We start from the raw sequence: 21,845 nt of genomic DNA on the forward strand, positions 1-21,845 counted from the left end.
GAGTGAACTTGAAGACAGCTTTGGGTTCAGAGCGAACTTGCCGCGATGCAGCGGGTTGAGCTGCGATCCAATCCCGAAAGCAGACAATGGAAAAATGGAGATGATCTGGCGTTTTCAGTGGCCTGATCCACTGCGCCGACATTCGGCTCTCAGAAACTGTGTTCGCGCAATTCGGGCTGAGTGACGGCTCAGAGCCCCATACCGGACTACCTTTTTCTACAACTCACAGCGTAAGAAACGAGAGTTAAAGATGTGTGTGAACAACTTTGAGAGCATGCTTAAGTGTTGCTCGTGCAAAGTCAGCGTCTATGTTGCCAACTCCCCCGACCGGAGGCATCAACGCCGCTTTTCTTTCTGCCTGTTCAACTGGAAAAACCCGCCCTTCCATCACGGTTCCCCAGACTTTGACGTCCCTGATTTTCATTGGATCCACCGCAATAGGGTTGTCTTCGAGAATGGTAAAGTTTGCTCGTTTCCCCGGTTCGATGCTTCCGATCTCATCTTCACGTTTCAATGAATAGGCGGCTTCGATCGTGACACCTCGAAGAGCTTCCTCTGCACCGACCCGTTGATCCGGCCCCGCGACACGACCTGAAGAAGTCACCCTGTTTACGGCACACCACATCAGGAAAAGCGGATCGGCCGGCGCCATTGGCATATCGGAATGCAGCGACCAGGGGATTCCTGCCTTGGATACATCGCCTAGACGTACCATCGCATCCGCTCTTTTCGGCCCGAGGCCGACAGTAGAGTATTGATCTGAAAGAGCAGTGACGTAGTAAGGATTGCCACTGACGATGGCGCCAAGGTCCGAAATTCTCTGCACCTGTTCTTCTGCGCTAACCGCGAAATGAACCAGAACGGTCCGATGGTCATAGCGCGGGCTGCGTCTCAGATTCATTTCGAGTGCGTCCAGAACGCGATCAAGTCCAGCGTCTCCGTTCACGTGCACATGAATTTGGTAACCTGCATCCCAATAAATGCGGAATGCTCTTTCAAACAGGCTCTTGTCCATCATCCATTCGCCCGTATGGCCATCCAGATATGGATCACGTACCTGCATGAGCAACGAATAGATTGCCCCGTCGGCGAACAGCTTGGCTTGCTTGGGCGCAAGGCTGGTCATGCCCCCATACCAGCTTTCGAGCTTTTCGGTCTCGGCGATTACCTGATCATCATCGGCGTATGTGTCGACCAGGGTTTTAGCGTCTGGCATGAAAGACCAACGGAAGGGCATGTCAGGGCTGGACATAACCGCGTTGATGCCGTCCTGAACCGGCTTGGCCAGAATGCCGCCGGGTTCGTTTCCAAACGTAATGCCTTTGCCGTGCATGTAGTCACGAGTCAGTTCCAAACCGGACTGCAATCGCTCTGGGGTTGCAGCAATTGAAGCGATGAAGGGCAACACTGCAAACAGTCCCTGTTCCCAAAAACGCCCCTCCAATAGTCTGGACTGTGCCTGCTCCGTGTCTGCAAACTCGTCAATGACGTCCTGAGTGACATTCCCCATATCTAGTGCTGCAGTGTTCAGTATCATCTCATGACACGACCTCGCCCAAACTAGAATCGGTTGGGTCGAGCTTATTTCGTCAAGATCATCCCGCGTAAGCGGACCATAAAATGCAGGGTGATACCCCCATGAAACCACTGGTTCAGATGGGTCGGTACGTTGCTCGACTGCCTTTGTTAGCCGGTCGGTGAAGTCCTTTTTGTCCTTTACGGCCGGCACCGTGCCCGTGGGCAATACCCAATCTTCAATCGAAAGGATCTCCGAAGACATCGTGAGAGCCGCCAAGAGCGGGTGATCGTGTTGGGCGATAAAACCAGGCACAATGACGTGGTTGGAAAATGTTGTATCGACTTTATGGCGCTGCCCTTTCAGGATGCCTTGAACGTCTTCAAGACTACCAACCAAAAGGATGCGGCCATTTACGACGGCGACGGCTTCAGCTGAGGGCTTTGCTGGATCAAGCGTCACTATTTCTCTGGCGGTGTACACCGTCACCTCAGGAAGTGGTACGATTGCTGTTCCCAATTCAGAAAGCGAACCGGACTGTCCAAACGCAGCGCTGAGTGGCGTTAAGGCCGTTGCTCCGGCAAGCCATGCTCTAAGAAATCTACGTCGGTTAATCCTGGGCATTTCTGACCTCCTGAAGTCTATTTTTTCACTATGCCGGAGAAACGTGGTGGCGGCCAAAAGATTTTCGAAAAGGTTTGTATGCTGAAATTACTTCATTGTGATCGTTCGCTTAGTCTGGCTAACTGTCGCTGCTCAGGTCTGCGCGTAACGTCTGCTTTGGGCTGCCTGCAGCCATCCGCATCTTGTGCGGCAAACGGCAGTAGGGAGCCCGATTGTGCCAATTCGTCAAGGTGCGGCGAATGACTGCAAACTATGCCGCGCCTTTAGGGACTTTGGTAGCGACGTGGTCATCTTTAACTGCAGGTCAAGGCATGTCGGTACATTGCATGTGCAAGCAAAGGCATATCACCCGCTCGCACAGGAAACTCCATGACGGTGTTGATCCGGGCAGAGATTAAGAGATGATGATCATCAGTCAGATATCGCGCAGTGTGGTTTTGCCGAGCAAATGAACCATGGCCCCCAGAACTAATTTCGGAAAGCCAATTCTCCAATATGTTTGATTTGCCTTGCAGTTCGTTAGGACTGAGCGTTCTGCGATCCCTCCATGAAATGCGGAGTTCTCGAAGTTTGGCATTTAGCTCTTCAATTGCCTGGTCCAAGACCTGTTCTCGGGCAAACCAAGTCACATTGTATCGAGTCGAAAGTTGCTTCCCGTACGGCCAGGCAAGACGTCCTGGATCGGTTTCGTAGCTCTGAACATCAAACAATCTGATTGTGGCAAAGGAGCCGGAAACTTCAGTCAACTTGACACTGCGGTCCTCGATAATCGCCTCGAAATCTCCACTTAAACGGTCGTCTTTGTGTATTGGATTCGATGGAAAAAACTGATCAAGCTCCGTTTCGGCAGCAGCTTTGCTGCAACTCATCAAGACCAAGGCGACAAGTAGCCTTCCAAATACTGACATTGCCACCCATCCTATTTCGACGCGAAGCCTGCGTCGGGTATACGCGGTCGTCGAGCTATGCATTTAAACTCTAGAATAGAGTGAAGCAGACATTGGGTCTATGTCGGTTTTGTCCCGCGGAGCGGTCATAAGCCAAGACTGACAGTCATGACCGCTTCGGGCTGACTCCAGTCACCCTACTTGGTTACCTAGGCTGGCGACGGCGTGATCTGGGCGACAACCACACGCAGTACTGCCGCAAGTCTGCTTAGAGCCCATAATGACCGATGCTGCACCGTGCACGAATGTCCGGTCTTCGAAGGGCGCGATGTACGTATGTAACTGCCGAGATGAGATCGCTTCCGAAGGAACTAAGATGCATTTATTTTGCGTGTCCGTGTCCGTGTCCGTGTCCGTGTCCGTGCCTTGCCTGTGCAGCTTGCACGTTCTCGAAAAAGCATGCGTTAATTTTCGTAAAATCAACCCAATTGTGCCAAGATTTAACGTCGTTGATTTGCCGCACTAAGTCTGCCTCCACCCTTGGGCTTGACCAATAAACATTGTTTGGGGTCAAGCTTTCTTCGGGGCTTCGCATGTAAAATGGTCCTGCGGCGAATAAGGCGCTTGCCCCGACTGCTGTACAACTTTGCCGGCTATTCGAACAGTTTGCCTCACAGAAGTTTTTGATCGGTGACCATGATCTCACGTCATCAGATAAGCGAATGACGTTCGCCCGCAAATCAGAGTCATCTACCAGCGCACGAGGGCTCGCTGCAGCCCAAGCAAGCTCATACTTTTGGAGCGACTCATCACTGAGAACCAATGTGCCAACACGGGCGGACCCGACATAACGTCCTTTGTCGGAATTTTCGCTCTGGTACAATGCCCACAATAATAGGACGCTGGCCTCTTCAGGTAGTTTCCCGTCAAAGCCTTCCAATACTTCCAAAAGCTCAGCAGACTCTCCTTGAACAAGCATGGACCGAGCCGCAACCAGTGCAGCAGTCGGTTCCCCGTATTCAATCAGTGCGGCAATTGCCGGTGCTTTTTCTCCAATCTTTCCAGATTGCAGTATAGCCGTCGCCAGAGGTTCATTGTTCTGGGCTTCTGTAAGCCAAGACTTTCCAGACAGGCCCTTGGGGATACGCAAAAGAGAAATTCTGTCTTTTCGAGGAAGGTCGGAGGTTACGTGAACGAGCATATGACCTCTTGAAGCGATTTGGGCCAACAAAATTTGAGCAGCGGTGTTCCCGGACTTAGCCAAACTCGACAAGGCTTCCAACGCCTCCAGGTCGCTGCCATCCAACCACAATTGTACCGCTTCAATAAAGGAAGGCTGCTCTTGTCCAGAAATGCCCCGAGCCTCCAGATGGAGAGGGTGGATTGCCGTCAACACTAGAGCACTCAAGCAAAAAAATATTCTAATTAACAATGTCTTTTCCTTGGCTAGCAGATGTAACCATCCTCAAAAATTGTTGGCACAGAAGCAAGGAGTTATTGTGGATCTAACTACCTTAGGTGGCAGGAAGTCGGACCTTGCTTTGATGGAACCAAAAGTCCGGTTTGTCCGCATAGCTAACCTTGGTACAACCTTCAGCGAAGGTCCGTAATCCGCCCGAGGTGCAGGACAGACATGTCCGCTTAGGGCTGGCATCAGCCTTCGCAGCAGGATCCAACGAAGGTTGGCTGAGCGGACGAAGCGGGCTTGTGCGGTTGCAGCTATTGCTTAAACAGGTTTTCTTCGCGCTTGTGGCGACGTGCTATCGGTGACGCGGTGGTTTCACCAGACCAGTCGTTCGATCAGTTCGGTCTCGATTGTAAAGAACTCCTAGGGGCTAAAGCTGATCAGGGCGCGTTGGAGTGGATGCAGCTTAGCTGGTTGCGCCAACACCAGTTGTGGCATTGGCAGCCCGGCGACACTGAACGTCGCAGCGTGACAACGAGTCGGTATCGGTTATCGCTGGTTAACTGCGGCAAGCTGAGGCTGAGAGTTCCCTTCTATCACCGACCGATTACGCGATCTTGGTTTCAATCGAAGCCTTGACGTGACATGAATTGAGCCAAGGCATCTGCGCTAATCCACTATTTACAGAACAAAGGAACCACTTATGACCTCTGCCAAACCAAATGTCGGTGCGCAAATCGAGCAAATGAGCTTTTTAAGGCTAGGGTCCGAAGACAAGGTTACGATCGGTCAAAAAAAGGACCGTTGGACAATGCTGTTTGTCTATCGGGGCAAACATTGCCCGCGCTGCAAGCGTTTCCTGAACAAGTTGAATGCGGCATTGCCATCCTGGGTTGATGTAATGGACGTGGTTGTTGTTTCCGCGGACAACCAAGAGAAAGCTGAGGCTGACAAAGCTGAATTCGGTTGGGATTTCGATCTCAGCTATGGAATGACCGAAGCGCAAATGCGTGCGCTTGGTCTTTATGTGTCATCACCTCTATCTGATGCAGAAACGACAGGTCTATTCGCCGAACCCGGCGCGTTTGGTATCCGTCCGAACGGGACGCTGATGCTGGTCGATATCTCAAACGGTCCTGCGGCACGTCCCGATTTGGAAGAACTTCTGGACGGTATGAAATTCAATATTGATAATGACCGTCCGGAACGAGGTACGGCCTAAAATCAACAGATTGCTTGGCTCCGGTTACTCGAAGTAACCGGGGTGCGTTTTGTGAATGAAGTCGATGGTTTCGTCGAGGCGGGACAGGTGCTTTCTGACGGAGACTTGCGCTTGCTCATTGTCGCCTGCCGCCATGGCCTCTGCAATCTCTCGGTGATCGGCGAGAATAGATTCTGCGGCACTGCCCTTTTCAAGACTGAGCATACAAAGCCGGTCAACCTTTTGCTTTGATTCAAGCATCACCTCAAATGCCATCGGATTTCCGCTGAGCACGTAGATCAGTTTGTGAAAATCATAGTCCAGTGCGTGAAACGCTGATAGATCACCGTCACTGATCGCCTGCTCTTGTAAGGCGAGATTTTCTGCAAGTTTTGCTGCACGTGTTGCGTCCCAAACTTCCATTGCTCGATGGATGATCTCCAGCTCCACCGCCATTCGAACCAATCGAGCGAGAGCCACGCGCTCCATCGAAAACCCGCGAACTACGGTCGCTTTTTGTGGTCGTATGACGAGCAGATCTTCGTTGCCGAGTCTTGTGAATGCATTGCGAACAGGTTGGCGTGAGACGCCGAATCGGCCCGCAACCTCAGTTTCGGACAGCTTCGTACCGGGAAGAATTTCAAGCGAAACGATCTCGTCGTGTAGCGCTTCATAGACCGCGTCGGTCGTGGTTCGTCTGACAATATCTTCCACGGTATGTTGCTTACGCCCTCTATCTTGGTCAGGTTTCAAATTGCCGTTTCACCATTAAGGCATTGAAACCAATGTAACAATCCATTGATATGTGCTTGAGTGAACCAATGTATGCATTTCACCTATCAAATGCTCTGAGCTTTCCAGTGTCAAGCAATCTGACATACTAGATGCCCACAGTTGACAGAACTTGGATACTAGTGTCCCTATGGTGACAACAGCGATTCTGGTTCTTGGGGGAAATCGAAAGCTATATGGCTTACGATTTCCGACTCGCCATGAAGGCCAAATCCTGTCCAAAATTAAACGGGGAGGAGAACCCATGACTTTCACGAAATCGCTCTTTGCGACTGCGACCGCTGTGGCGCTTATTGCAACTTCAGCTTCTGCCGATACCTGGCGCGCTTGGAACATCCACAACGACGGCCATCCTAACACGGCTGCGATGGACAAGTTTGCCGAATTGGTTGACGCTGCTACAGAAGGCGAAGTTACCGTTGATGTCTTTCACGGTGGCGTTCTTGGTTCCCAGCCGGATGCCCTTGAACAGGTTCGTATCGGCGCAATCGAAGTTGGTAACTTCAACCTCGGTCCCATTGGCCCGATGGTGAAAGAAGCTAACCTTGTATCGCTTCCTTTCATCTTTAAAAGCGTCCCGCACATGTTCCGCGTATTGGACGGCGAGGCCGGTGAAGTTGTTTCAGCAGCGATGGGTGACGCAGGCGTTCTGCCACTGGCATGGTTTGATGCCGGTGCGCGTTCTTTTTACAGCCAAAAGCCGATCAACACGCCTGCAGACGTTGAAGGTCTGAAGATCCGCGTGATGAACAACGACCTTTATACATCGATGATTTCTGCTATGGGTGGGAACCCGTCGCCAATGGCATTCTCCGAAGTTCAGCAAGCTCTGAAAACTGGTGTTGTTGATGGTGCGGAAAACAACTTCCCGTCGTTCAAGAATGTCGGCCACTATGAAGTCACGACACACTATTCATTGTCCGAGCACCTGATCATCCCCGAGTGTATCTGCGTGAATACTGCTAAATTCAATGCGCTGTCTCCTGAGTTGCAAGCCGCCGTGCGTGGTGCAGCAGAAGAGGCCGCGTTGGTCCAGCGTGAACTGTGGGCTGTTGGCTCTGAGCAGGCACGGAAAGATGTTGAAGCAGCAGGCATTGCGGTTAATGAAATCGCAGACAAGAGCCCATTCCAGTCTGCAATGGACTCAGTTTATGCAGATTACCTAGCTGCCAATCCTGATATGAAAGCGTTGGTGGAAATGGCGCAAGCCACTGAATAAGTTGTCTTAACAGTTCAACTTTGAGCGCCCGGCTCCACCAACTGGATGCCGGGCGTTTTGTCTCAGAGGAAACCCAATGCAAGAGCCCGACACCCCGCCTGCCGCCATGCGCAACATGGACAGGATTCTTGATCTGCTCGCAAGAGTTTGCATGTTCCTAGCTGGCGTCGCCATTGTCGTTATGACTGCGATCTTTGCCTGGCTGGTATTCGGGCGCTACGTTCTAAACGACACGCCCACTTGGGTCGAGCAGGTTTCGCTGCTGCTGGTCATGGTCATCGCCTTCCTCGGTGCGGCCGCGGGTGTGCACAATCACACGCACCTCTCTGTTGTCGTGTTTCGCAATATAGTCCCGCCCTCTGTTCGAAGGATTTTCGTCGTGGTCTCTGATGTCCTGATGGCTGGTTTCGGTGGCATGATGTTTTGGTATGGGATCGAGTTGACCAAATTCAAATGGAACACCCTGATCCCGCTCATCCAATGGTCAGAGGGCTTGCGTTCCTTGCCTCTGACAATCAGCGGCGCACTAGTGTTCCTTTTTTCCACTGGCCATCTGATCCGCCTGTTTCTGGGCCGAGACGAACGCCAAGACAATATAGATCAGGGATAGTCATGGGACTCATGGTTCTGTTGGGGGTTTTTGCCCTTTGTGTCATCATCGGTGCTCCGGTGGCCTACGCCCTTGGTATCGCTGCATTGTCCGCCTTCTGGTTTGAAGGATTGCCACTGTTTGTTGGATTTCAGCGTATTGTGTCGGGCATCAACGTCTTTTCCTTGATGGCGATTCCGTTCTTCATCTTTGCGGGCGAGCTGATGTTTCATGGTGGTATCGCCATCAGGTTGGTACGGTTTGCCCAAGCAGCCGTGGGCGCGGTCCGCGGTGGTCTTGGTATCGTCAATGTCTTCTCGTCTATGTTGTTTGGGGGCATTTCCGGATCGGCAATTGCTGATATCTCAGCGCTTGGGTCGATCCTGATCCCGGTGATGAAAGACAAAGGTTATGATGCCGATTACGCGGTAAACGTCACAGTGACGTCATCAATTGCCGGGATTATCATTCCACCCAGCCACAACATGATCATCTTTGCCCTTGCAACAGGCGGTGCAGTTTCAATCTCAAAACTGTTCCTGGCTGGCGTCGTTCCCGGTGTCCTGATGTGTTGTTGCCTTGCAATTGCCGCCTATGTCGTGGCGGTCAAGCGTGGCTATCAGGCTGAACAGTTTCCGGGCTGGACTGCACTGGCCATAGCGTTTGTTGGCTCGATTCCTGGTTTGTTGACGGCCGTGATCATTGTTGGAGGGGTCTTGTCAGGCGTCTTCACGGTGACTGAATCTGGTGCATTTGGAGCGATGTATGCCTTTGTGGTGACGCTTGTTGTCTATCGCAGCCTGTCCTGGGAGAACTTCAAAACCGCAGTTGTCTCTTCGGTGCGCACAACTTCCATGGTGATGATCCTAATCGCCTGTGCCGGTGCTTTTGCTTATATGCTGACGTTCAACCGGGTGCCTACAAAAACGGTCGAATTCCTTTTGGGCATTACAGAAAACCCAATCCTGATCCTGTTGATGATCAACGCAGTCTTGTTGCTGTTGGGGATGATCATGGACATGGCAGCGTTGATCCTGATCTGTACGCCGATCTTCATGCCGGTGATGAATATGCTGGGCATCGACCCTCTGCAGTTCGGCATGATCCTGTTGGTGAACCTCGGACTTGGTCTTTGCACGCCACCTGTCGGGACCTGTCTCTTTGTGGGGTGTGCTGTTGGAAAACTACCGATGGAGAAAGCGGTCAGAACGATTTGGCCTTTCTACTTGGCAATTTTTGCAGCGCTGATGCTGATTACTTTCGTTCCGGCAATTTCACTGACACTGCCGAACCTGATTATTGGCCCGTAAATCAAAGGAGAATGAAGCGATGCTGACAATAACGCGCCTGGACATCGATGATGCGGGCAAGTTGATCGCGGGAGCGCGAGCCAAAGCGCAGGAAATCGGCGTACAGATGTGTATTGCCGTCACAGACGAAAGCGGCAACCTCATCGCGTTTGAACGGATGGACGGCGGCAAGATCACCAGCATCAACCTGGCGATCGACAAGAGCTTCACTGCAACCGGTATCCAAAAAGGTACGGACGCTCTTGGAGAAGCCAATCAGCCGGGTATGGCCGCACATGGAATATCCTCAACGTTGGGGGGGCGAATGGTGACCGTTGCAGGTGGCCTTCCCGTGTCGTTTGACGGTCAGGTGGTAGGCGGGATCGGAGTGAGCTCGGGCTCGCCAGCCCAGGATCTTGAAGTCGCGCAGGCAGGGGTCTCGGCGCTCTGCGAAGTCGAACTAGGAAGAGTTTAAGGAGTCAGATATGACAAAACCCGTCATCGGTTTCATCGGCCTCGGCCTTATGGGCGGCAACATGGCAGAATGCCTGCAAAACAACGGTTTTGATTTGGTTGTCATGGGCCGCAACAAGCAGGCAGTCGTCGCTACAGTCAACCGCGGTGCTGTTGAGGTTACGACGCCACGAGAGCTTGCTGAGAACAGCGATATCGTGATGCTGTGCGTAACGACATCGGACGTCGTCGAAAGCCTGATCTATAGCGATGATGGCATTCTGGCAGGCATCAAAGAAGGTGCTGTGGTCATTGATTTTGGGACTTCCATCCCGGCGTCTACGCGTAAAATCGGTGCTGATTTGGCCGCCAAAGGTGCTGGTATGATTGACGCGCCACTGGGACGCACGCCTGCGCACGCTAAGGATGGCTTGCTGAACATCATGGCGGCCGGCAACACAGACACCTTTGAGAAGGTGAAACCTGTCCTGGATGTACTGGGGGAAAATGTTTTTCACCTCGGCGAATTGGGTGCTGGCCATGTGACCAAGCTCATCAATAACTTTATGGGTATGACCACCGCTTGCACAATGAGCCAAGCCTTTGCAGTGGCTGAACGCTCTGGGGTAAACAAACAACAGCTCTTTGATATCATGTCAGCTGGTCCGTCCAATTCCCCCTTTATGCAGTTTTGTAAGAACTACGCGGTGGATGGTGTCAGCGATTTGGGGTTTTCGATTAACAACGCCAACAAGGATCTTGGTTATTTCCTGAAGTTGGCCGAGGACGTGGGTACTCGCGCCGAGATCGCTGAAGGAACTGCAAACAACCTTCAGGCAGCCGCAGACGCAGGCATGGGCGATGGCAACGTGCCAGAGATCTTCGACTATTTTGCCAAGCTTTAGCGTTGGATCCATCAGTCATGCGTAGCAGCACCAATTGAACGGGAAAGAACAACCATGAGACTTCAGGGAAAGACCGCAATTGTCACGGGTGGCGGCCGCGATATCGGGCGCGCTTGCGCTGTCAAGCTCGCCTCCGAAGGGGCCAATGTCGCGGTGAACTACTTCGCCAGTAGCGCAGGCGCCGAGGAAACCGTAGCTGAGATAGAAAAGATCGGTGGCAAGTCGTTTGCAATGCAAGGCGACCTGAACAAACCCGAAGAGGTCGATGCGTTGATCAATCGGACGGTCGATACCTATGGCGGCCTGAACATTCTGGTTAACAATGCCGGCGGTTTGATCGCGCGCAAGAAAATTACCGAGATGTCGCTTGAGCATTGGCAGGCTGTCATGGATCTCAACTTGACCAGCACTTTTCTTATGGTCAAAGCGGCGCTGTTGCATATGGAGTCCGGAGCGATTGTAAACATCGCCAGTCAGGCTGGTCGCGACGGTGGTGGCCCGGGTGCCTCGGCTTATGCAACGTCAAAAGGCGGGGTTATGACTTTCACACGCAGCCTTGCAAAAGAACTGGGCCCCGACATTCGTGTCAATGCAATCTGTCCAGGCATGATCGACACGGATTTCCATAACATCCATACTCCCGATGCAGGCCGTCGCGGGTTAGAAGCTGCTGCACCGCTCAAGCGGCAAGGCCGGTCTCAGGATGTTGCGAACCTCGTGGCATTTCTAGCAAGCGAGGACTCGGCTTACCTGACCGGGACCAACGTTGACATCAATGGTGGGATGCTTTTCTCGTGACCGCGGCGGTGCGGATCAGGTAATTGTCGGACGCTACTGTTCGTCACCCTTCACAGGACAGGAAACCGGAATATGCGAATTCTCGCGATTGGTGAATGTATGGCCGAAATGGCTCCAACTGACGCGCCAAGCACATACCAAATGGGGTTCGCCGGAGATACGTTCAATACGGCTTGGTATCTGGCCCAGCTTTCACCTGAAACGCCGGTGTCCTATTTCACGGCCGTTGGGGATGATGCCATCTCGTCCCGGATGCTCGGTGTTATGCGCGAAAGTGGGGTCGACACCCAGCAAGTGCGGATCGTGCCAAAACGTTCAGTGGGGTTGTACCTTATCACGTTGGACAACGGGGAACGCAGTTTTACCTATTGGCGCGGCCAGTCGGCCGCTCGACTGTTAGCCCAAGACAAGCAAGCACTTGCGCACGCCATGAAGCAATCAGATCTGATCTATTTTTCTGGGATTACTCTGGCAATCTTGGACCCAGAAGGACGCGATGCTTTACTCGAAGCTGCTCGGTCGGCGCGGCGCGCCGGAAAACGGATTGCCTTTGACCCCAATCTGCGCCCGCACCTTTGGGCCAGCCCAGCTGAGATGACTGAGAATATCATGCAGGCGGCCGCCGTCTGCGATATCGCCTTGCCATCGTTCGAGGACGAGGCACGTTGGTTCAGCGATATGAACCCGGCTGCCACTTTGCAACGATATGCAAATGCCGGTGCGGATACGATCATAGTCAAGAACGGCGCAGAAGCGGTCCTCTATCGTACCCGCGACGAGGAGGGCTCTGTCAATGTTCCGCCCCTTGCCTCGGTTGTTGATACGACTGCTGCGGGTGACAGTTTCAACGCCGGTATTCTGGCAGGGTTGGCAACAGACAAGCCCTTGCCCGACAGCATAGCGCTGGCGTGCAAATTGGCAGGGCATGCCGTGCAGGGCAAAGGCGCACTTGTTCCGCTCGACCAAAGCCTGCTCGGCAATTGCCAATAACCTTTGCAGAAGGATCCAGCCCATGCCGAACCCTCAGCCTGCCGAAATGATCAAACTGCATCCAGATACACTTGATCGCTTGTCAGAGGTCAGTACAGCGACCGTGGCAACGTTGCTATACAAACGCGGGTATCAAAACGCCTTTATTCAAGGCGTGGCCCCATTGAACAAGGGCAAACCCCCATTAGTGGGCCCGGCTTTTACACTACGCTACATTCCTGCAAGGCCTGACACAGATCCGATCGAGGCGTTTCGCGAGCCTGATCACCCGCAGCGCGTGGCTGTGGAAACATGTCCTAAAGGTGCGGTACTTGTCATGGATTGTCGGCAGGATGCCTCGGCGGCCTCGGCGGGGTCTATCCTTTTGACACGACTGGAAATGCGCAGAGCAGCGGGCGTTGTAACCGATGGTGGCATCCGCGACGCCGACGGTGCCGCAGCGCTTGAGATGCCAGTCTTTGCTGCAAAAGCGTCTGCCCCAACCAACCTGACGAAACATCATGCGGTCGATATCGGTTTGCCAATCGGGTGTGGTGGCGTGGCGGTCTATCCCGGCGATATTGTTCTGGGCGATGGTGATGGTGTCATGATTATCCCACGTCACCTTGCCAATGAGATTGCGACCGAGGCGGGCCCAATGGAACAGTTCGAACGCTTCGTTCTGGAAGAGGTGCGAAAAAACACCCCTGTGATCGGGCTTTATCCTGCAACTGACCCAGACGTTCTTGAACGATTTGAGGTCTGGTGCGCGGGCCTCTCTGACTAATGTCTGAATCGCAGCCACGCATTGCCCAATACAGGGACTATCTCAATGCCTCTCAAAATTTGCCCGCGAAGAGGATCGTCGCCATGGGCACAAATTACTACGAAGAACTGAGACAGAAACGGGTTAATAGACAAATCGGACCACCACGATTGACAGTTGTTAACGCGCTTAACGCTACGGGACCCAGTTTGCTTGACAACCAGGTTACTACCACCAAACTATTTACTACCTCATCTGGCTTAGAAAACGCCCTTTCAAAATCGTTCCGCATTACCGTCGGATCAGGGAACCGATACACGCACCAAAAGGAAAATAGACCCAGATGACTATTCCTCCAATAGAAGCGAGCCAACGGATCAGAGAAATCTGCACTCTCGCGCCAATTGTACCGGTTTTGGTGATTGAAGATGTCGCGACAGCCCGACCATTGGCGGAAGCGCTTGTCGCGGGCGGTTTGCCCTCGCTGGAGGTCACTTTGCGCACCCCTGCCGCTCTTGAGGCTATCCGGGCCATGAGCGATATCACGGGGGGCCATGTGGGCGCTGGTACACTGATAACTCCCGAAGATGTCCGGGCCGCCAAAGCGGCAGGCGCTTCCTTTGGCGTCTCTCCCGGGGCAACGGATGAACTTCTGGCTGCTTGTGAAGCCGAAAATTTACCGCTCCTGCCTGGGGCCGCGACCGCGTCCGAGGCGATGCGTCTTTTGGCGCGCGGTTATGACATGCTCAAGTTCTTTCCGGCTGAGGCCTCGGGCGGAGCACCTGCTCTCAAGGCCATTGGCGCGCCATTGCCACAGATTTCGTTCTGCCCAACAGGTGGGGTAAGCCCGTCCAATGCGGGTTCTTATCTTGCGCTTGCGAATGTGCTTTGCGCCGGAGGCAGTTGGGTTGCGCCCAAAGACCTTATTATTGCGGGCGATTGGGCGGGTATCGAAGCTCTGGCACGGGACGCAGCCCAGTTAAGGAAGGGGGCATGAGGTACCAAGCGATGACCCACAACCGCAAGTCGGGATTGCCCCAATTTTCCTGCAGGAGAAGCGAAAATTGGGTGTCTAACGACCCCTTGTCCGCTTTCATCTCATAACCATGAAAATTTCCGAAATCCATACGCATCTGCTCGATTACAAGCTGGAAACCGCTTTCGAGAGCGCATCAATGCGCTTTGTTCAGCGCCAACATGTTTTGGTCGAGATCGTCTGTGACGATGGTACGACGGGTTGGGGAGAATGCTTAGGACCAGCACGACCAAACGCAGCGATTGTGAATGCCTACGCCCCTCATTTGATTGGTCGCGATCCGCTGGACACCGAAATTCTCTGGCAAAACCTCTATAATCTCCTTAGGGACCAAGGTCAGCGTGGGCTGACCATGACGGCGCTTTCAGGGATCGATGTCGCCTTGTGGGATATCAAGGGTCACCACTTTGGCGTTCCGGTTTCGGTGTTACTTGGGGGACGCGTTCGGGAAACCGTAAAGGCCTATGCAACCGGGTCTTTTCGGCGCGATGGGGTCGATCGCGCTTCGGATAATGCTGAAGAATGCGCAGCCCATGTCGCTGCGGGATTCCACGCGGTTAAAATCAAGATTGGCTTCGGAGTGGAAGAAGACCTTGCGGTCATCAAGGCGGTCCGGGAAGCAATCGGCTCGCATACCCGGCTTATGATCGACGCCAATCATGGGTACACTGTTCAGGAAGCCATCAATCTAGGTAATCGGGCTTTTGAGTTCGATATCGACTGGTTCGAAGAACCGGTCATTCCCGAGCAGCTTGGCGCGTATCGCCGTGTACGTGCTGGCCAACCTATTCCGGTTGCTGGAGGTGAAACTTGGCATGGAAGGTTCGGGTTCCAAGAGGCTTTTGAAGCCGATTGTATCGATATCGCTCAGCCGGACTTGTGCGGAACTGGCGGTTTTTCAGAGATGCGCCGTGTCGTTGATATGGCAGCTCTGCATGGCGTGCGTGTTGTTCCACATGTTTGGGGGACTGCAGTACAAATCGCTGCGAGCCTTCAGTTTGTTTCGGCTCTGCTACCAGACCCACCACGGCGCGACCCCATCGAACCAATTTTTGAGTTTGATCGGACACATAACCCATTCAGGCAGGCGATTATCACCCACCCGATTGAACATGAAAACGGCGTGATCGCTATTCCGAACAAACCGGGTCTGGGTATCGAGATCAATCGTGATGCATTGGCAGAGTTCGCCATGGGAGAACCCGAATGATCGAGCGCCGCTTCACCGGCCTGGCCCCAGAGATCAAGTTGCCTGCTGGCACGATTGACACACACCTGCACGTCTATCTTTCCGGATTTCCAGCACTGCCAGGAGGGCCTGATCTGCCAGTGGGACTGCCTGAATTAAAAGAGTACCGCCAACTCATGGACTGGCTTGGCATCGATAGGTTTGTCATCACGCAGGGAAATGCGCATCAGACCGACAATGCGAATTTGCTGGCGGCGCTCAAGGAAACCAGGGATGCGGCACGCGGTGTGGCGGCCATAGACGGTGAAACCTCCGATGCAGAGCTTGAAATGCTCAAGGATGGAGGGGTCGTTGGGACGCGTATCGTGGATCTGCCTGGGGGCGCGGTTGGGCTAAACCAGCTCGAAGAAGTTGACGCCCGTGCTTTTGCCGCGGGCTGGATGATTGCAATTCAGTTCGACGGCTCAGACATTTCGGACCACGTTGATAGGCTTGCACAACTGAGATCCAGATGGGTGCTGGACCACCATGGCAAATTCTTAAGGGGTGTGGCGCCGGGTGGAACTGATGTTGCAGTACTCAAGCGCCTTGTCGACGGCGGCAGATGCTGGTTCAAGTTTGCGGGTTGCTATGAGTCCTCCATCGAAGGTGGACCCAATTATTCAGACGTAGCCAAAGTTTCGAAAGCCATGGCAGCCCATGCCCCCGAGCGCATTGTGTGGGGGACGAATTTTCCTCACAATTCAGCGACAAAAACCTCAGATTACCCCAATGACGCCGCGTTGCTCGACACGGTTCTAAACTGGTTTCCAGACGACCGTGCACGTCACCTCGCTCTCGTAGAAAACGCCGAAGAACTCTACGGCTTCCAACCTGTAGCGACGTAAACGCTGCCTGCCAAAAAGTGAGATATACAAAGTGCTAAACAAACTTTTGATAACCGGTGCTGATGGCAACCTTGGGTCGGTTTGTCGGTCTCGCTTGCAGGGCCTCGCCACAACCATTCGTCTTGGCGCGCGCGAGGATGTGGGCCCTGCCGGTGAAAATGAAGAAATCGTGTATTGTGACCTAGGCGACAAAGATGCGGTTGAGGCCATGGTTGAGGGGTGCGATGGGATTGTTCACATGGGGGGGCAATCGATCGAAGCACCTTGGGAAACTATAAAGCATTCCAATATCGACGGTGTATTCAATCTCTATGAAGCGGCCCGAAAATCGTCGGTAACGCCGAGGATATTTTTTGCCAGTTCAAATCACGCGATTGGCTTTCATGAACAGACGACGAGGCTAGATGCCAACGCACAGGTACGGCCCGATGGTCTTTATGGCGTGTCAAAGGTCTTCGGAGAAGCTCTCGCGCGGCTTTACTTCGAGAAATTCGAGATCGAGACAGCACTTGTCCGAATTGGTTCGTCTTTTCCGGAACCAAAGAACCACCGCATGCTAGCAACGTGGCTGAGTTTCGATGACCTGATATCTCTTATCGAGAGTGTTTTCGCAATTCCGCGCTTGGGATGTCCGATTATCTATGGTGCTTCGAACAACGACGCATCTTGGTGGGATAATCGCGAAACAAGCTTTCTGGGGTGGAAGCCAAAAGACAATTCCGAGGCGTTTCGCGCCCGTATCGATGCCGAATGCACCCAACCTGCGAACGACGAAGTATCCGCAGTATATCAGGGCGGGGAATTTTGTGGGCAGGGCATTCTTGAGGAATAGTGTGAAAAAGATCGGGCCATTTTTACAGACATTCTGAAAAGGTAAATTGATGCGACCAAACAAAATTAGAGAGCACTGGGCCGCCGGACGGCCTGTCGTCAACGGATGGCTGTCGATCCCAAGCGGTTTCTCAGCCGAAACCATGGCGCACCAAGGATGGGACACACTTACTGTTGATATCCAACATGGCTTAATCGACTACCAGAAGGCGGTCGAGATGTTCACTGCGATCTCAACAACCGATACTGTCCCAGTTACGCGAGTGCCGTGGCTCGAGCCCGGTATTTTAATGAAGGTGCTCGATGCCGGGGCTTACGGCGTTATTTGTCCAATGATCAATAGCCGGGAAGATGCTGAGAACCTTGTGGCGTGGACACATTACCCACCTGAAGGAACAAGAAGCTTCGGACCGATCCGAGGGCTCCTCTACGGTGGCCCGGACTACCCAGAGCACGCCAATAACACGATCGTCGTCTTCGCGATGATCGAAACCCTGCAAGGCCTCGACAACCTCGAAGAAATACTATCGGTTCCTGGTCTCGATGCAGTGTACATCGGACCTTCGGATCTTTCCCTGGCACTAAGTTGCCGCCCGGCATTCGATGATGTCGAGCCTCCCGTGGCCGAAGCCATCGAAATGATAGCGGCTAAGGCAAAAGAGTATGGAAAGTTCGCTGGCTGCCATAATGGAACACCGGAATATGCTTTGAAACGCATCGAAATGGGTTTCCAGTTCGTCACAATCGCGTCGGATGCCCGCTTGATGGCAGCTGCTTCAAAAGGCGCCTTGGCCCAGGTTCGCGATGGCTTGTCATGATTTGCTGGCGGTGAATTTTGGGAATTACGTTTTTAACACGTCAAGCCAGGCAGGCTTTGGCTATGACGAACTGCTCAACGTTGAAAACACGCTTTTGGCGCTGTTTGAAATCATCAATGGTCGAAAGTTCTAGCCGACACAAGACCAAGATTTAGGAGGCACCTGTGTCACGTATGAAGCCCGAAAACCTTAGATCACGCCAATGGTTCGCCAATCCGGGAGATCCGGAAATGACCGCGCTCTACTTGGAACGCTATCTCAATTACGGGCTCACGCGTGAAGAATTGCAATCCGGCAAACCTATCATCGCCATAGCACAGACAGGCAGCGACCTAAGCCCCTGTAACCGCCACCATCTGGAGCTGGCCAAACGGGTGCGCGACGGGATCATCGCAGCAGGAGGCACAGCCATCGAAGTGCCGGTCCATCCCATTCAGGAAACCGGCAAACGCCCCACCGCCATGCTCGACCGCAATCTGGCATACCTTAGTTTGGTTGAATCGCTGTATGGTTACCCGATTGATGGCGTGGTGTTGATGATTGGCTGTGACAAAACCACACCGGCGCTTCTGATGGCAGCTTCGACGGTCAACATCCCAGCCATCGCTCTTTCCGTGGGGCCGATGCTCAATGGTTGGCACGAGGGGAAGCGAGCAGGCTCTGGCACTGTTATCTGGAAGGCCCGCGAACGTCTTGCTGCTGGAGAAATCTCCTCTGATGAATTCATGGAAGTCGCCGCAGCCTCTGCTCCCTCGGTGGGCTACTGCAACACAATGGGAACCGCGACCACCATGAACAGCCTGGCCGAAGCACTCGGTATGCAACTACCAGGCGCGGCGGCCATTCCGGCCCCGTACCGCGAACGCGGTCAGATCAGCTATGAGACCGGACAACGCATCATTGAAATGGTGTGGGAGGATTTGCGCCCGTCTGACATCATGACCCGCGCGGCGTTTGAGAATGCTATCGTGATCAATTCCGCCATTGGTGGATCCACCAATGCGCCTATTCACCTAAATGCTATTGCCCGCCATCTGGGTGTGCCGCTTGATAATGATGACTGGCAGGTCTTGGGGCACGATGTGCCACTTTTGGTCAACCTACAACCGGCGGGCGAATATCTGGGCGAAGATTATCACCGCGCTGGCGGTGTTCCTGCCGTGGTCGCAGAACTGATTGCAGCTGGTCGCCTACCTCATGCAGAGGCCACAACGTGCAATGGGCATAGCATAGCCGACAATTGTGCGCGCCAGCGCAGCACAAACTCCAACGTCATCAAATCCGTTGATGCACCGCTGAAAATCAAGGCAGGGTTCATCAATCTAAAGGGCAACCTATTTGACAGCGCGTTGATGAAAACCAGTGTCATCTGGCCAGAATTTGCACAAACCTATCTGTCCAATCCCGATGATCCCAATGCGTTTGAGGGTCGCGCGGTTGTTTTTGATGGGCCCGAAGATTTTCACAAGCGCATTGATGACCCATCTCAGGATATCGACACCAGTTGTATTCTTGTTATGCGCGGAACCGGCCCCAAAGGGTATCCCGGCGGTGCAGAAGTCGTGAATATGCGCGCGCCTTCCTATCTCTTGAAGCAGGGCGTTCATGAATTGCCCTGCATTGGTGATGGGCGCCAATCCGGCACCTCTGGCTCGCCCTCAATCCTGAATGCTGCACCGGAAGCGGCCGATAATGGTGGTCTGGCAGTTTTGCAAACAGGAGATCGGATCCGCGTTGACCTTAACGCCTGCACGGTCAACATTCTGATTTCCGACGCGGAACTGATACGCCGCAAAGACCTGTTAATACAAAACGGTGGATATCCGGTGCCAGAAAGCCAATCCCCTTGGCAACAGTATTTCCGTGATCTGGTGCAACCTTTTGACAAAGGTATGACCCTAGAGGACGCTGACACTTATCGTGACATTGCGCGCAAATCACTGCCTCGAGACAATCACTAAGTTAAATAGGTTACGGGCCCGCAGCGGGGTCGTTTGCGGCATCAAACACGCAATTCGAGTTCTTAATTAGATTTCGGTGATGACGACGATCACCACTATTAGGATACCTCGGGTCGAGATAGACCTGATTGCACGCATGCGTGGGAGCATCGAGGTTGGCGTTCTTTTCGTATCATGTTGTTACAAAAATTCCGTTTCTACCGATGGCAAACGAATTTCCCCAAATGCCTGCCTCACACCGCACTTTTCTAGGGGGAAACGGCGTGTCCAGCGCTCTTGCTTCTGAAATGAAAGAAGCAACCCAAGTGTCCCGACACAAATAGACCGGACAATGAAAGAGGCCCTCCATTTGCAATGCAACATTTTGGGTGTTCGATGGCCTGCCACGGGCGACAACGGCGTTGATCGCGTTCGCTCTTCCCGGGCTAGCCCAAGAAATCCCCCTGCAATCTGAGAAGGAATTCTAACAACTCATGCCGCCAACAAGCACGGAGGATACTTTCTTTGGTAATTTCGAATTGGACCACAGCTTTCCAGCGGTGGGCGAAGCCGAGTGTCTCCACGACATCCTCGACCACCAACGGGCGACATAGTTGTATCTATGGGGCCTTCCGCTGGTCGCCATGACGCGCTGGCATTAGGATTATGTGGGCGCGCTGGAGGACTACGACTACAACACCATTGTCCATGTTCGTACGTATAATGAGCGCCGTGGTATTCTGCCACTTAACGAGATTCCCGAGTACTTTTGGAGATTTGGAGACACTCGTGAAGCGCCTGTTGTTTTGGAAATGCCCAAGGGTGTTGCTGTCGACATGATAGCCGATATGTGGGAGCAGGACCCAAGTGGTATTGGGCTTTTCGGCCCCAATAATGGTAAGGGTGGCGTTCACGCGATCGTCGGCCCGAATACACCACCCGACACGCTCCCCTATCCGGTGAATGACCAACGGATTGTCCGGGTCCAAACCGATCAGGCATTTGTTCTGGCTCGACTGATCGGCACACCTGACGAAGTCAAGGAACTCAGCGAACAGCTCAAATGCTACAGTGCTAGTGAGGAGTCGGTGGGCAAGATCATCTCGGGTGAGGACAAGTACGTGCCCAACTATCAGCCGCGCGGTATGGCCTATTGGGAGTTGCTGCATCTGGCTATCAACGAGGAAACCGTGCGGGGTCAGGATCGGTTCTTCATGTATTGGCTAAAGACGCAAGGCATTGAGAAAGGCAAGCCGTCCGAGCCGACCGAACGGCAGGCGAAGATCGTGCTCGATGGAGCCATAACGGGCGAGTTGATGGCCAAGTCGTCTGTGTATGACGAGCGCATCGAGGGCGTGTTGCGCCAGAACAACCGGCGCATGGTGCTGGGCGGACCTTGGGGAGAAGGTATCAAGTACACGCAGTGCATGCCGCATTATGATACATTCGATCCACGTGCACGCAACACCTATGAGGCGATCGTTACATCGCCAGCCATGACCGTGCCGTATATTTACAAGGACTAAATGGTCAAGTTTCGCAACGATGGCGGCAATCGTATGATCAGAAGCAACAACTACGTCATCACAATTACAAAGGATCCTCCGACCCAATTGTTTTGGTCCATAGTGGCCTTCGACACCGACACCCAGAGAATTTTGGACAACCGCGAAGTAACCTAGGGTGGCAAAGCCACGGTTGGCAGTCGGACGGATGGTCTACGCATCAATG

The 21,845-nt window shown here is 53.3% G+C and carries 21 protein-coding genes; 17 read left to right on the forward strand and 4 right to left on the reverse strand.

Going from position 1 to position 21,845, the window contains the following annotated elements; translation table 11 throughout:
- Positions 1 to 244: 244 nt before the first annotated feature.
- The 3 genes from ABWV33_RS02455 to ABWV33_RS02465 form a co-directional block, all read right to left on the reverse strand.
- Complete coding sequence (locus ABWV33_RS02455) at positions 245 to 2,140, reverse strand: amidohydrolase (RefSeq protein ID WP_353328991.1); 1,896 nt, start codon at positions 2,138 to 2,140, stop codon at positions 245 to 247.
- Between the two features lie 293 nt (positions 2,141 to 2,433).
- Entirely contained in the window at positions 2,434 to 3,048 is a 615-nt protein-coding gene (locus ABWV33_RS02460) for a hypothetical protein (RefSeq protein WP_353328992.1), read from the reverse strand.
- A 361-nt stretch (positions 3,049 to 3,409) separates the two neighbouring features.
- Complete coding sequence (locus tag ABWV33_RS02465) at positions 3,410 to 4,423, reverse strand: hypothetical protein (protein ID WP_353328993.1); 1,014 nt, start codon at positions 4,421 to 4,423, stop codon at positions 3,410 to 3,412.
- 712 nt (positions 4,424 to 5,135) lie between these two features.
- Between ABWV33_RS02465 and ABWV33_RS02470 the strand changes: the two genes are divergently transcribed.
- Entirely contained in the window at positions 5,136 to 5,654 is a 519-nt protein-coding gene (locus ABWV33_RS02470; protein WP_353328994.1) for a redoxin domain-containing protein, read from the forward strand.
- Between the two features lie 24 nt (positions 5,655 to 5,678).
- Here the strand turns inward: ABWV33_RS02470 and ABWV33_RS02475 are convergent, their stop codons facing one another.
- A complete protein-coding gene (locus tag ABWV33_RS02475; protein WP_113825004.1) occupies positions 5,679 to 6,347 on the reverse strand; it encodes a GntR family transcriptional regulator in 669 nt (222 codons plus the stop codon).
- 322 nt (positions 6,348 to 6,669) lie between these two features.
- Between ABWV33_RS02475 and ABWV33_RS02480 the strand changes: the two genes are divergently transcribed.
- The 16 genes from ABWV33_RS02480 (at position 6,670) to ABWV33_RS02555 (ending at position 21,796) form a co-directional block, all read left to right on the forward strand.
- Positions 6,670 to 7,644 (forward strand): TRAP transporter substrate-binding protein, encoded by a 975-nt coding sequence (locus ABWV33_RS02480; RefSeq protein ID WP_353328995.1) that lies wholly within the window; start codon positions 6,670 to 6,672, stop codon positions 7,642 to 7,644.
- A 76-nt stretch (positions 7,645 to 7,720) separates the two neighbouring features.
- Positions 7,721 to 8,254, forward strand: a complete 534-nt coding sequence (locus tag ABWV33_RS02485) for a TRAP transporter small permease (protein WP_353328996.1) — start codon at positions 7,721 to 7,723, stop codon at positions 8,252 to 8,254.
- A gap of 2 nt (positions 8,255 to 8,256) precedes the next feature.
- The gene (locus ABWV33_RS02490) at positions 8,257 to 9,543 is read left to right on the forward strand and encodes a TRAP transporter large permease (protein WP_353328997.1); all 1,287 of its coding nucleotides are present in this window, start codon (positions 8,257 to 8,259) and stop codon (positions 9,541 to 9,543) included.
- Positions 9,544 to 9,562: 19 nt separating this feature from the next.
- Positions 9,563 to 9,997 carry a GlcG/HbpS family heme-binding protein gene (locus tag ABWV33_RS02495; protein ID WP_353328998.1) on the forward strand — a complete coding sequence of 145 codons (435 nt, stop codon included), beginning with the start codon at positions 9,563 to 9,565 and terminating at the stop codon, positions 9,995 to 9,997.
- Between the two features lie 10 nt (positions 9,998 to 10,007).
- Positions 10,008 to 10,880 carry an NAD(P)-dependent oxidoreductase gene (locus tag ABWV33_RS02500; protein WP_353328999.1) on the forward strand — a complete coding sequence of 291 codons (873 nt, stop codon included), beginning with the start codon at positions 10,008 to 10,010 and terminating at the stop codon, positions 10,878 to 10,880.
- Positions 10,881 to 10,934: 54 nt separating this feature from the next.
- Complete coding sequence (locus tag ABWV33_RS02505) at positions 10,935 to 11,678, forward strand: SDR family NAD(P)-dependent oxidoreductase (RefSeq protein WP_353329000.1); 744 nt, start codon at positions 10,935 to 10,937, stop codon at positions 11,676 to 11,678.
- A gap of 72 nt (positions 11,679 to 11,750) precedes the next feature.
- The gene (locus ABWV33_RS02510; RefSeq protein WP_353329001.1) at positions 11,751 to 12,668 is read left to right on the forward strand and encodes a sugar kinase; all 918 of its coding nucleotides are present in this window, start codon (positions 11,751 to 11,753) and stop codon (positions 12,666 to 12,668) included.
- Positions 12,669 to 12,690: 22 nt separating this feature from the next.
- On the forward strand, positions 12,691 to 13,434 hold the full coding sequence (locus ABWV33_RS02515; RefSeq protein ID WP_353329002.1) for a ribonuclease activity regulator RraA: 744 nt from the start codon (positions 12,691 to 12,693) through the stop codon (positions 13,432 to 13,434).
- 322 nt (positions 13,435 to 13,756) lie between these two features.
- Positions 13,757 to 14,410, forward strand: a complete 654-nt coding sequence (gene eda / locus ABWV33_RS02520) for a bifunctional 4-hydroxy-2-oxoglutarate aldolase/2-dehydro-3-deoxy-phosphogluconate aldolase (protein WP_113825012.1) — start codon at positions 13,757 to 13,759, stop codon at positions 14,408 to 14,410.
- Between the two features lie 109 nt (positions 14,411 to 14,519).
- Entirely contained in the window at positions 14,520 to 15,659 is a 1,140-nt protein-coding gene (locus tag ABWV33_RS02525) for a mandelate racemase/muconate lactonizing enzyme family protein (RefSeq protein ID WP_353329003.1), read from the forward strand.
- Positions 15,656 to 16,525 (forward strand): amidohydrolase family protein, encoded by an 870-nt coding sequence (locus tag ABWV33_RS02530; RefSeq protein ID WP_353329004.1) that lies wholly within the window; start codon positions 15,656 to 15,658, stop codon positions 16,523 to 16,525. Before ABWV33_RS02525 ends, ABWV33_RS02530 begins: the two co-directional genes overlap by 4 nt.
- A gap of 31 nt (positions 16,526 to 16,556) precedes the next feature.
- Complete coding sequence (locus ABWV33_RS02535; RefSeq protein ID WP_353329005.1) at positions 16,557 to 17,357, forward strand: NAD-dependent epimerase/dehydratase family protein; 801 nt, start codon at positions 16,557 to 16,559, stop codon at positions 17,355 to 17,357.
- Between the two features lie 49 nt (positions 17,358 to 17,406).
- Positions 17,407 to 18,174 (forward strand): HpcH/HpaI aldolase family protein, encoded by a 768-nt coding sequence (locus ABWV33_RS02540; protein ID WP_353329006.1) that lies wholly within the window; start codon positions 17,407 to 17,409, stop codon positions 18,172 to 18,174.
- A gap of 173 nt (positions 18,175 to 18,347) precedes the next feature.
- Complete coding sequence (locus ABWV33_RS02545; protein WP_353329231.1) at positions 18,348 to 20,135, forward strand: IlvD/Edd family dehydratase; 1,788 nt, start codon at positions 18,348 to 18,350, stop codon at positions 20,133 to 20,135.
- A 647-nt stretch (positions 20,136 to 20,782) separates the two neighbouring features.
- Positions 20,783 to 21,640, forward strand: a complete 858-nt coding sequence (locus ABWV33_RS02550; RefSeq protein WP_353329007.1) for a DUF1254 domain-containing protein — start codon at positions 20,783 to 20,785, stop codon at positions 21,638 to 21,640.
- Complete coding sequence (locus ABWV33_RS02555; protein WP_353329008.1) at positions 21,641 to 21,796, forward strand: DUF1214 domain-containing protein; 156 nt, start codon at positions 21,641 to 21,643, stop codon at positions 21,794 to 21,796. It abuts the gene before it with no gap.
- Positions 21,797 to 21,845: the final 49 nt, after the last annotated feature.

This window comes from Phaeobacter sp. NW0010-22, assembly GCF_040365955.1.
Lineage (GTDB): Bacteria > Pseudomonadota > Alphaproteobacteria > Rhodobacterales > Rhodobacteraceae > OMPR01.

Excerpts from the sequence above, each read along its gene's own strand:
- ABWV33_RS02460 (WP_353328992.1), bottom strand. The coding sequence starts at position 3,048 with ATGTCAGTATTTGGAAGGCTACTTGTCGCCTTGGTCTTGATGAGTTGC.
- ABWV33_RS02515 (WP_353329002.1), top strand. The coding sequence starts at position 12,691 with ATGCCGAACCCTCAGCCTGCCGAAATGATCAAACTGCATCCAGATACA.
- ABWV33_RS02490 (WP_353328997.1), top strand. The coding sequence starts at position 8,257 with ATGGGACTCATGGTTCTGTTGGGGGTTTTTGCCCTTTGTGTCATCATC.
- eda (WP_113825012.1), top strand. The coding sequence starts at position 13,757 with ATGACTATTCCTCCAATAGAAGCGAGCCAACGGATCAGAGAAATCTGC.
- ABWV33_RS02530 (WP_353329004.1), top strand. The coding sequence starts at position 15,656 with ATGATCGAGCGCCGCTTCACCGGCCTGGCCCCAGAGATCAAGTTGCCT.
- ABWV33_RS02555 (WP_353329008.1), top strand. The coding sequence starts at position 21,641 with ATGGTCAAGTTTCGCAACGATGGCGGCAATCGTATGATCAGAAGCAAC.
- ABWV33_RS02510 (WP_353329001.1), top strand. The coding sequence starts at position 11,751 with ATGCGAATTCTCGCGATTGGTGAATGTATGGCCGAAATGGCTCCAACT.
- ABWV33_RS02470 (WP_353328994.1), top strand. The coding sequence starts at position 5,136 with ATGACCTCTGCCAAACCAAATGTCGGTGCGCAAATCGAGCAAATGAGC.
- ABWV33_RS02540 (WP_353329006.1), top strand. The coding sequence starts at position 17,407 with ATGCGACCAAACAAAATTAGAGAGCACTGGGCCGCCGGACGGCCTGTC.
- ABWV33_RS02525 (WP_353329003.1), top strand. The coding sequence starts at position 14,520 with ATGAAAATTTCCGAAATCCATACGCATCTGCTCGATTACAAGCTGGAA.
- ABWV33_RS02480 (WP_353328995.1), top strand. The coding sequence starts at position 6,670 with ATGACTTTCACGAAATCGCTCTTTGCGACTGCGACCGCTGTGGCGCTT.
- ABWV33_RS02495 (WP_353328998.1), top strand. The coding sequence starts at position 9,563 with ATGCTGACAATAACGCGCCTGGACATCGATGATGCGGGCAAGTTGATC.
- ABWV33_RS02545 (WP_353329231.1), top strand. The coding sequence starts at position 18,348 with ATGAAGCCCGAAAACCTTAGATCACGCCAATGGTTCGCCAATCCGGGA.
- ABWV33_RS02455 (WP_353328991.1), bottom strand. The coding sequence starts at position 2,140 with ATGCCCAGGATTAACCGACGTAGATTTCTTAGAGCATGGCTTGCCGGA.
- ABWV33_RS02485 (WP_353328996.1), top strand. The coding sequence starts at position 7,721 with ATGCAAGAGCCCGACACCCCGCCTGCCGCCATGCGCAACATGGACAGG.
- ABWV33_RS02505 (WP_353329000.1), top strand. The coding sequence starts at position 10,935 with ATGAGACTTCAGGGAAAGACCGCAATTGTCACGGGTGGCGGCCGCGAT.
- ABWV33_RS02500 (WP_353328999.1), top strand. The coding sequence starts at position 10,008 with ATGACAAAACCCGTCATCGGTTTCATCGGCCTCGGCCTTATGGGCGGC.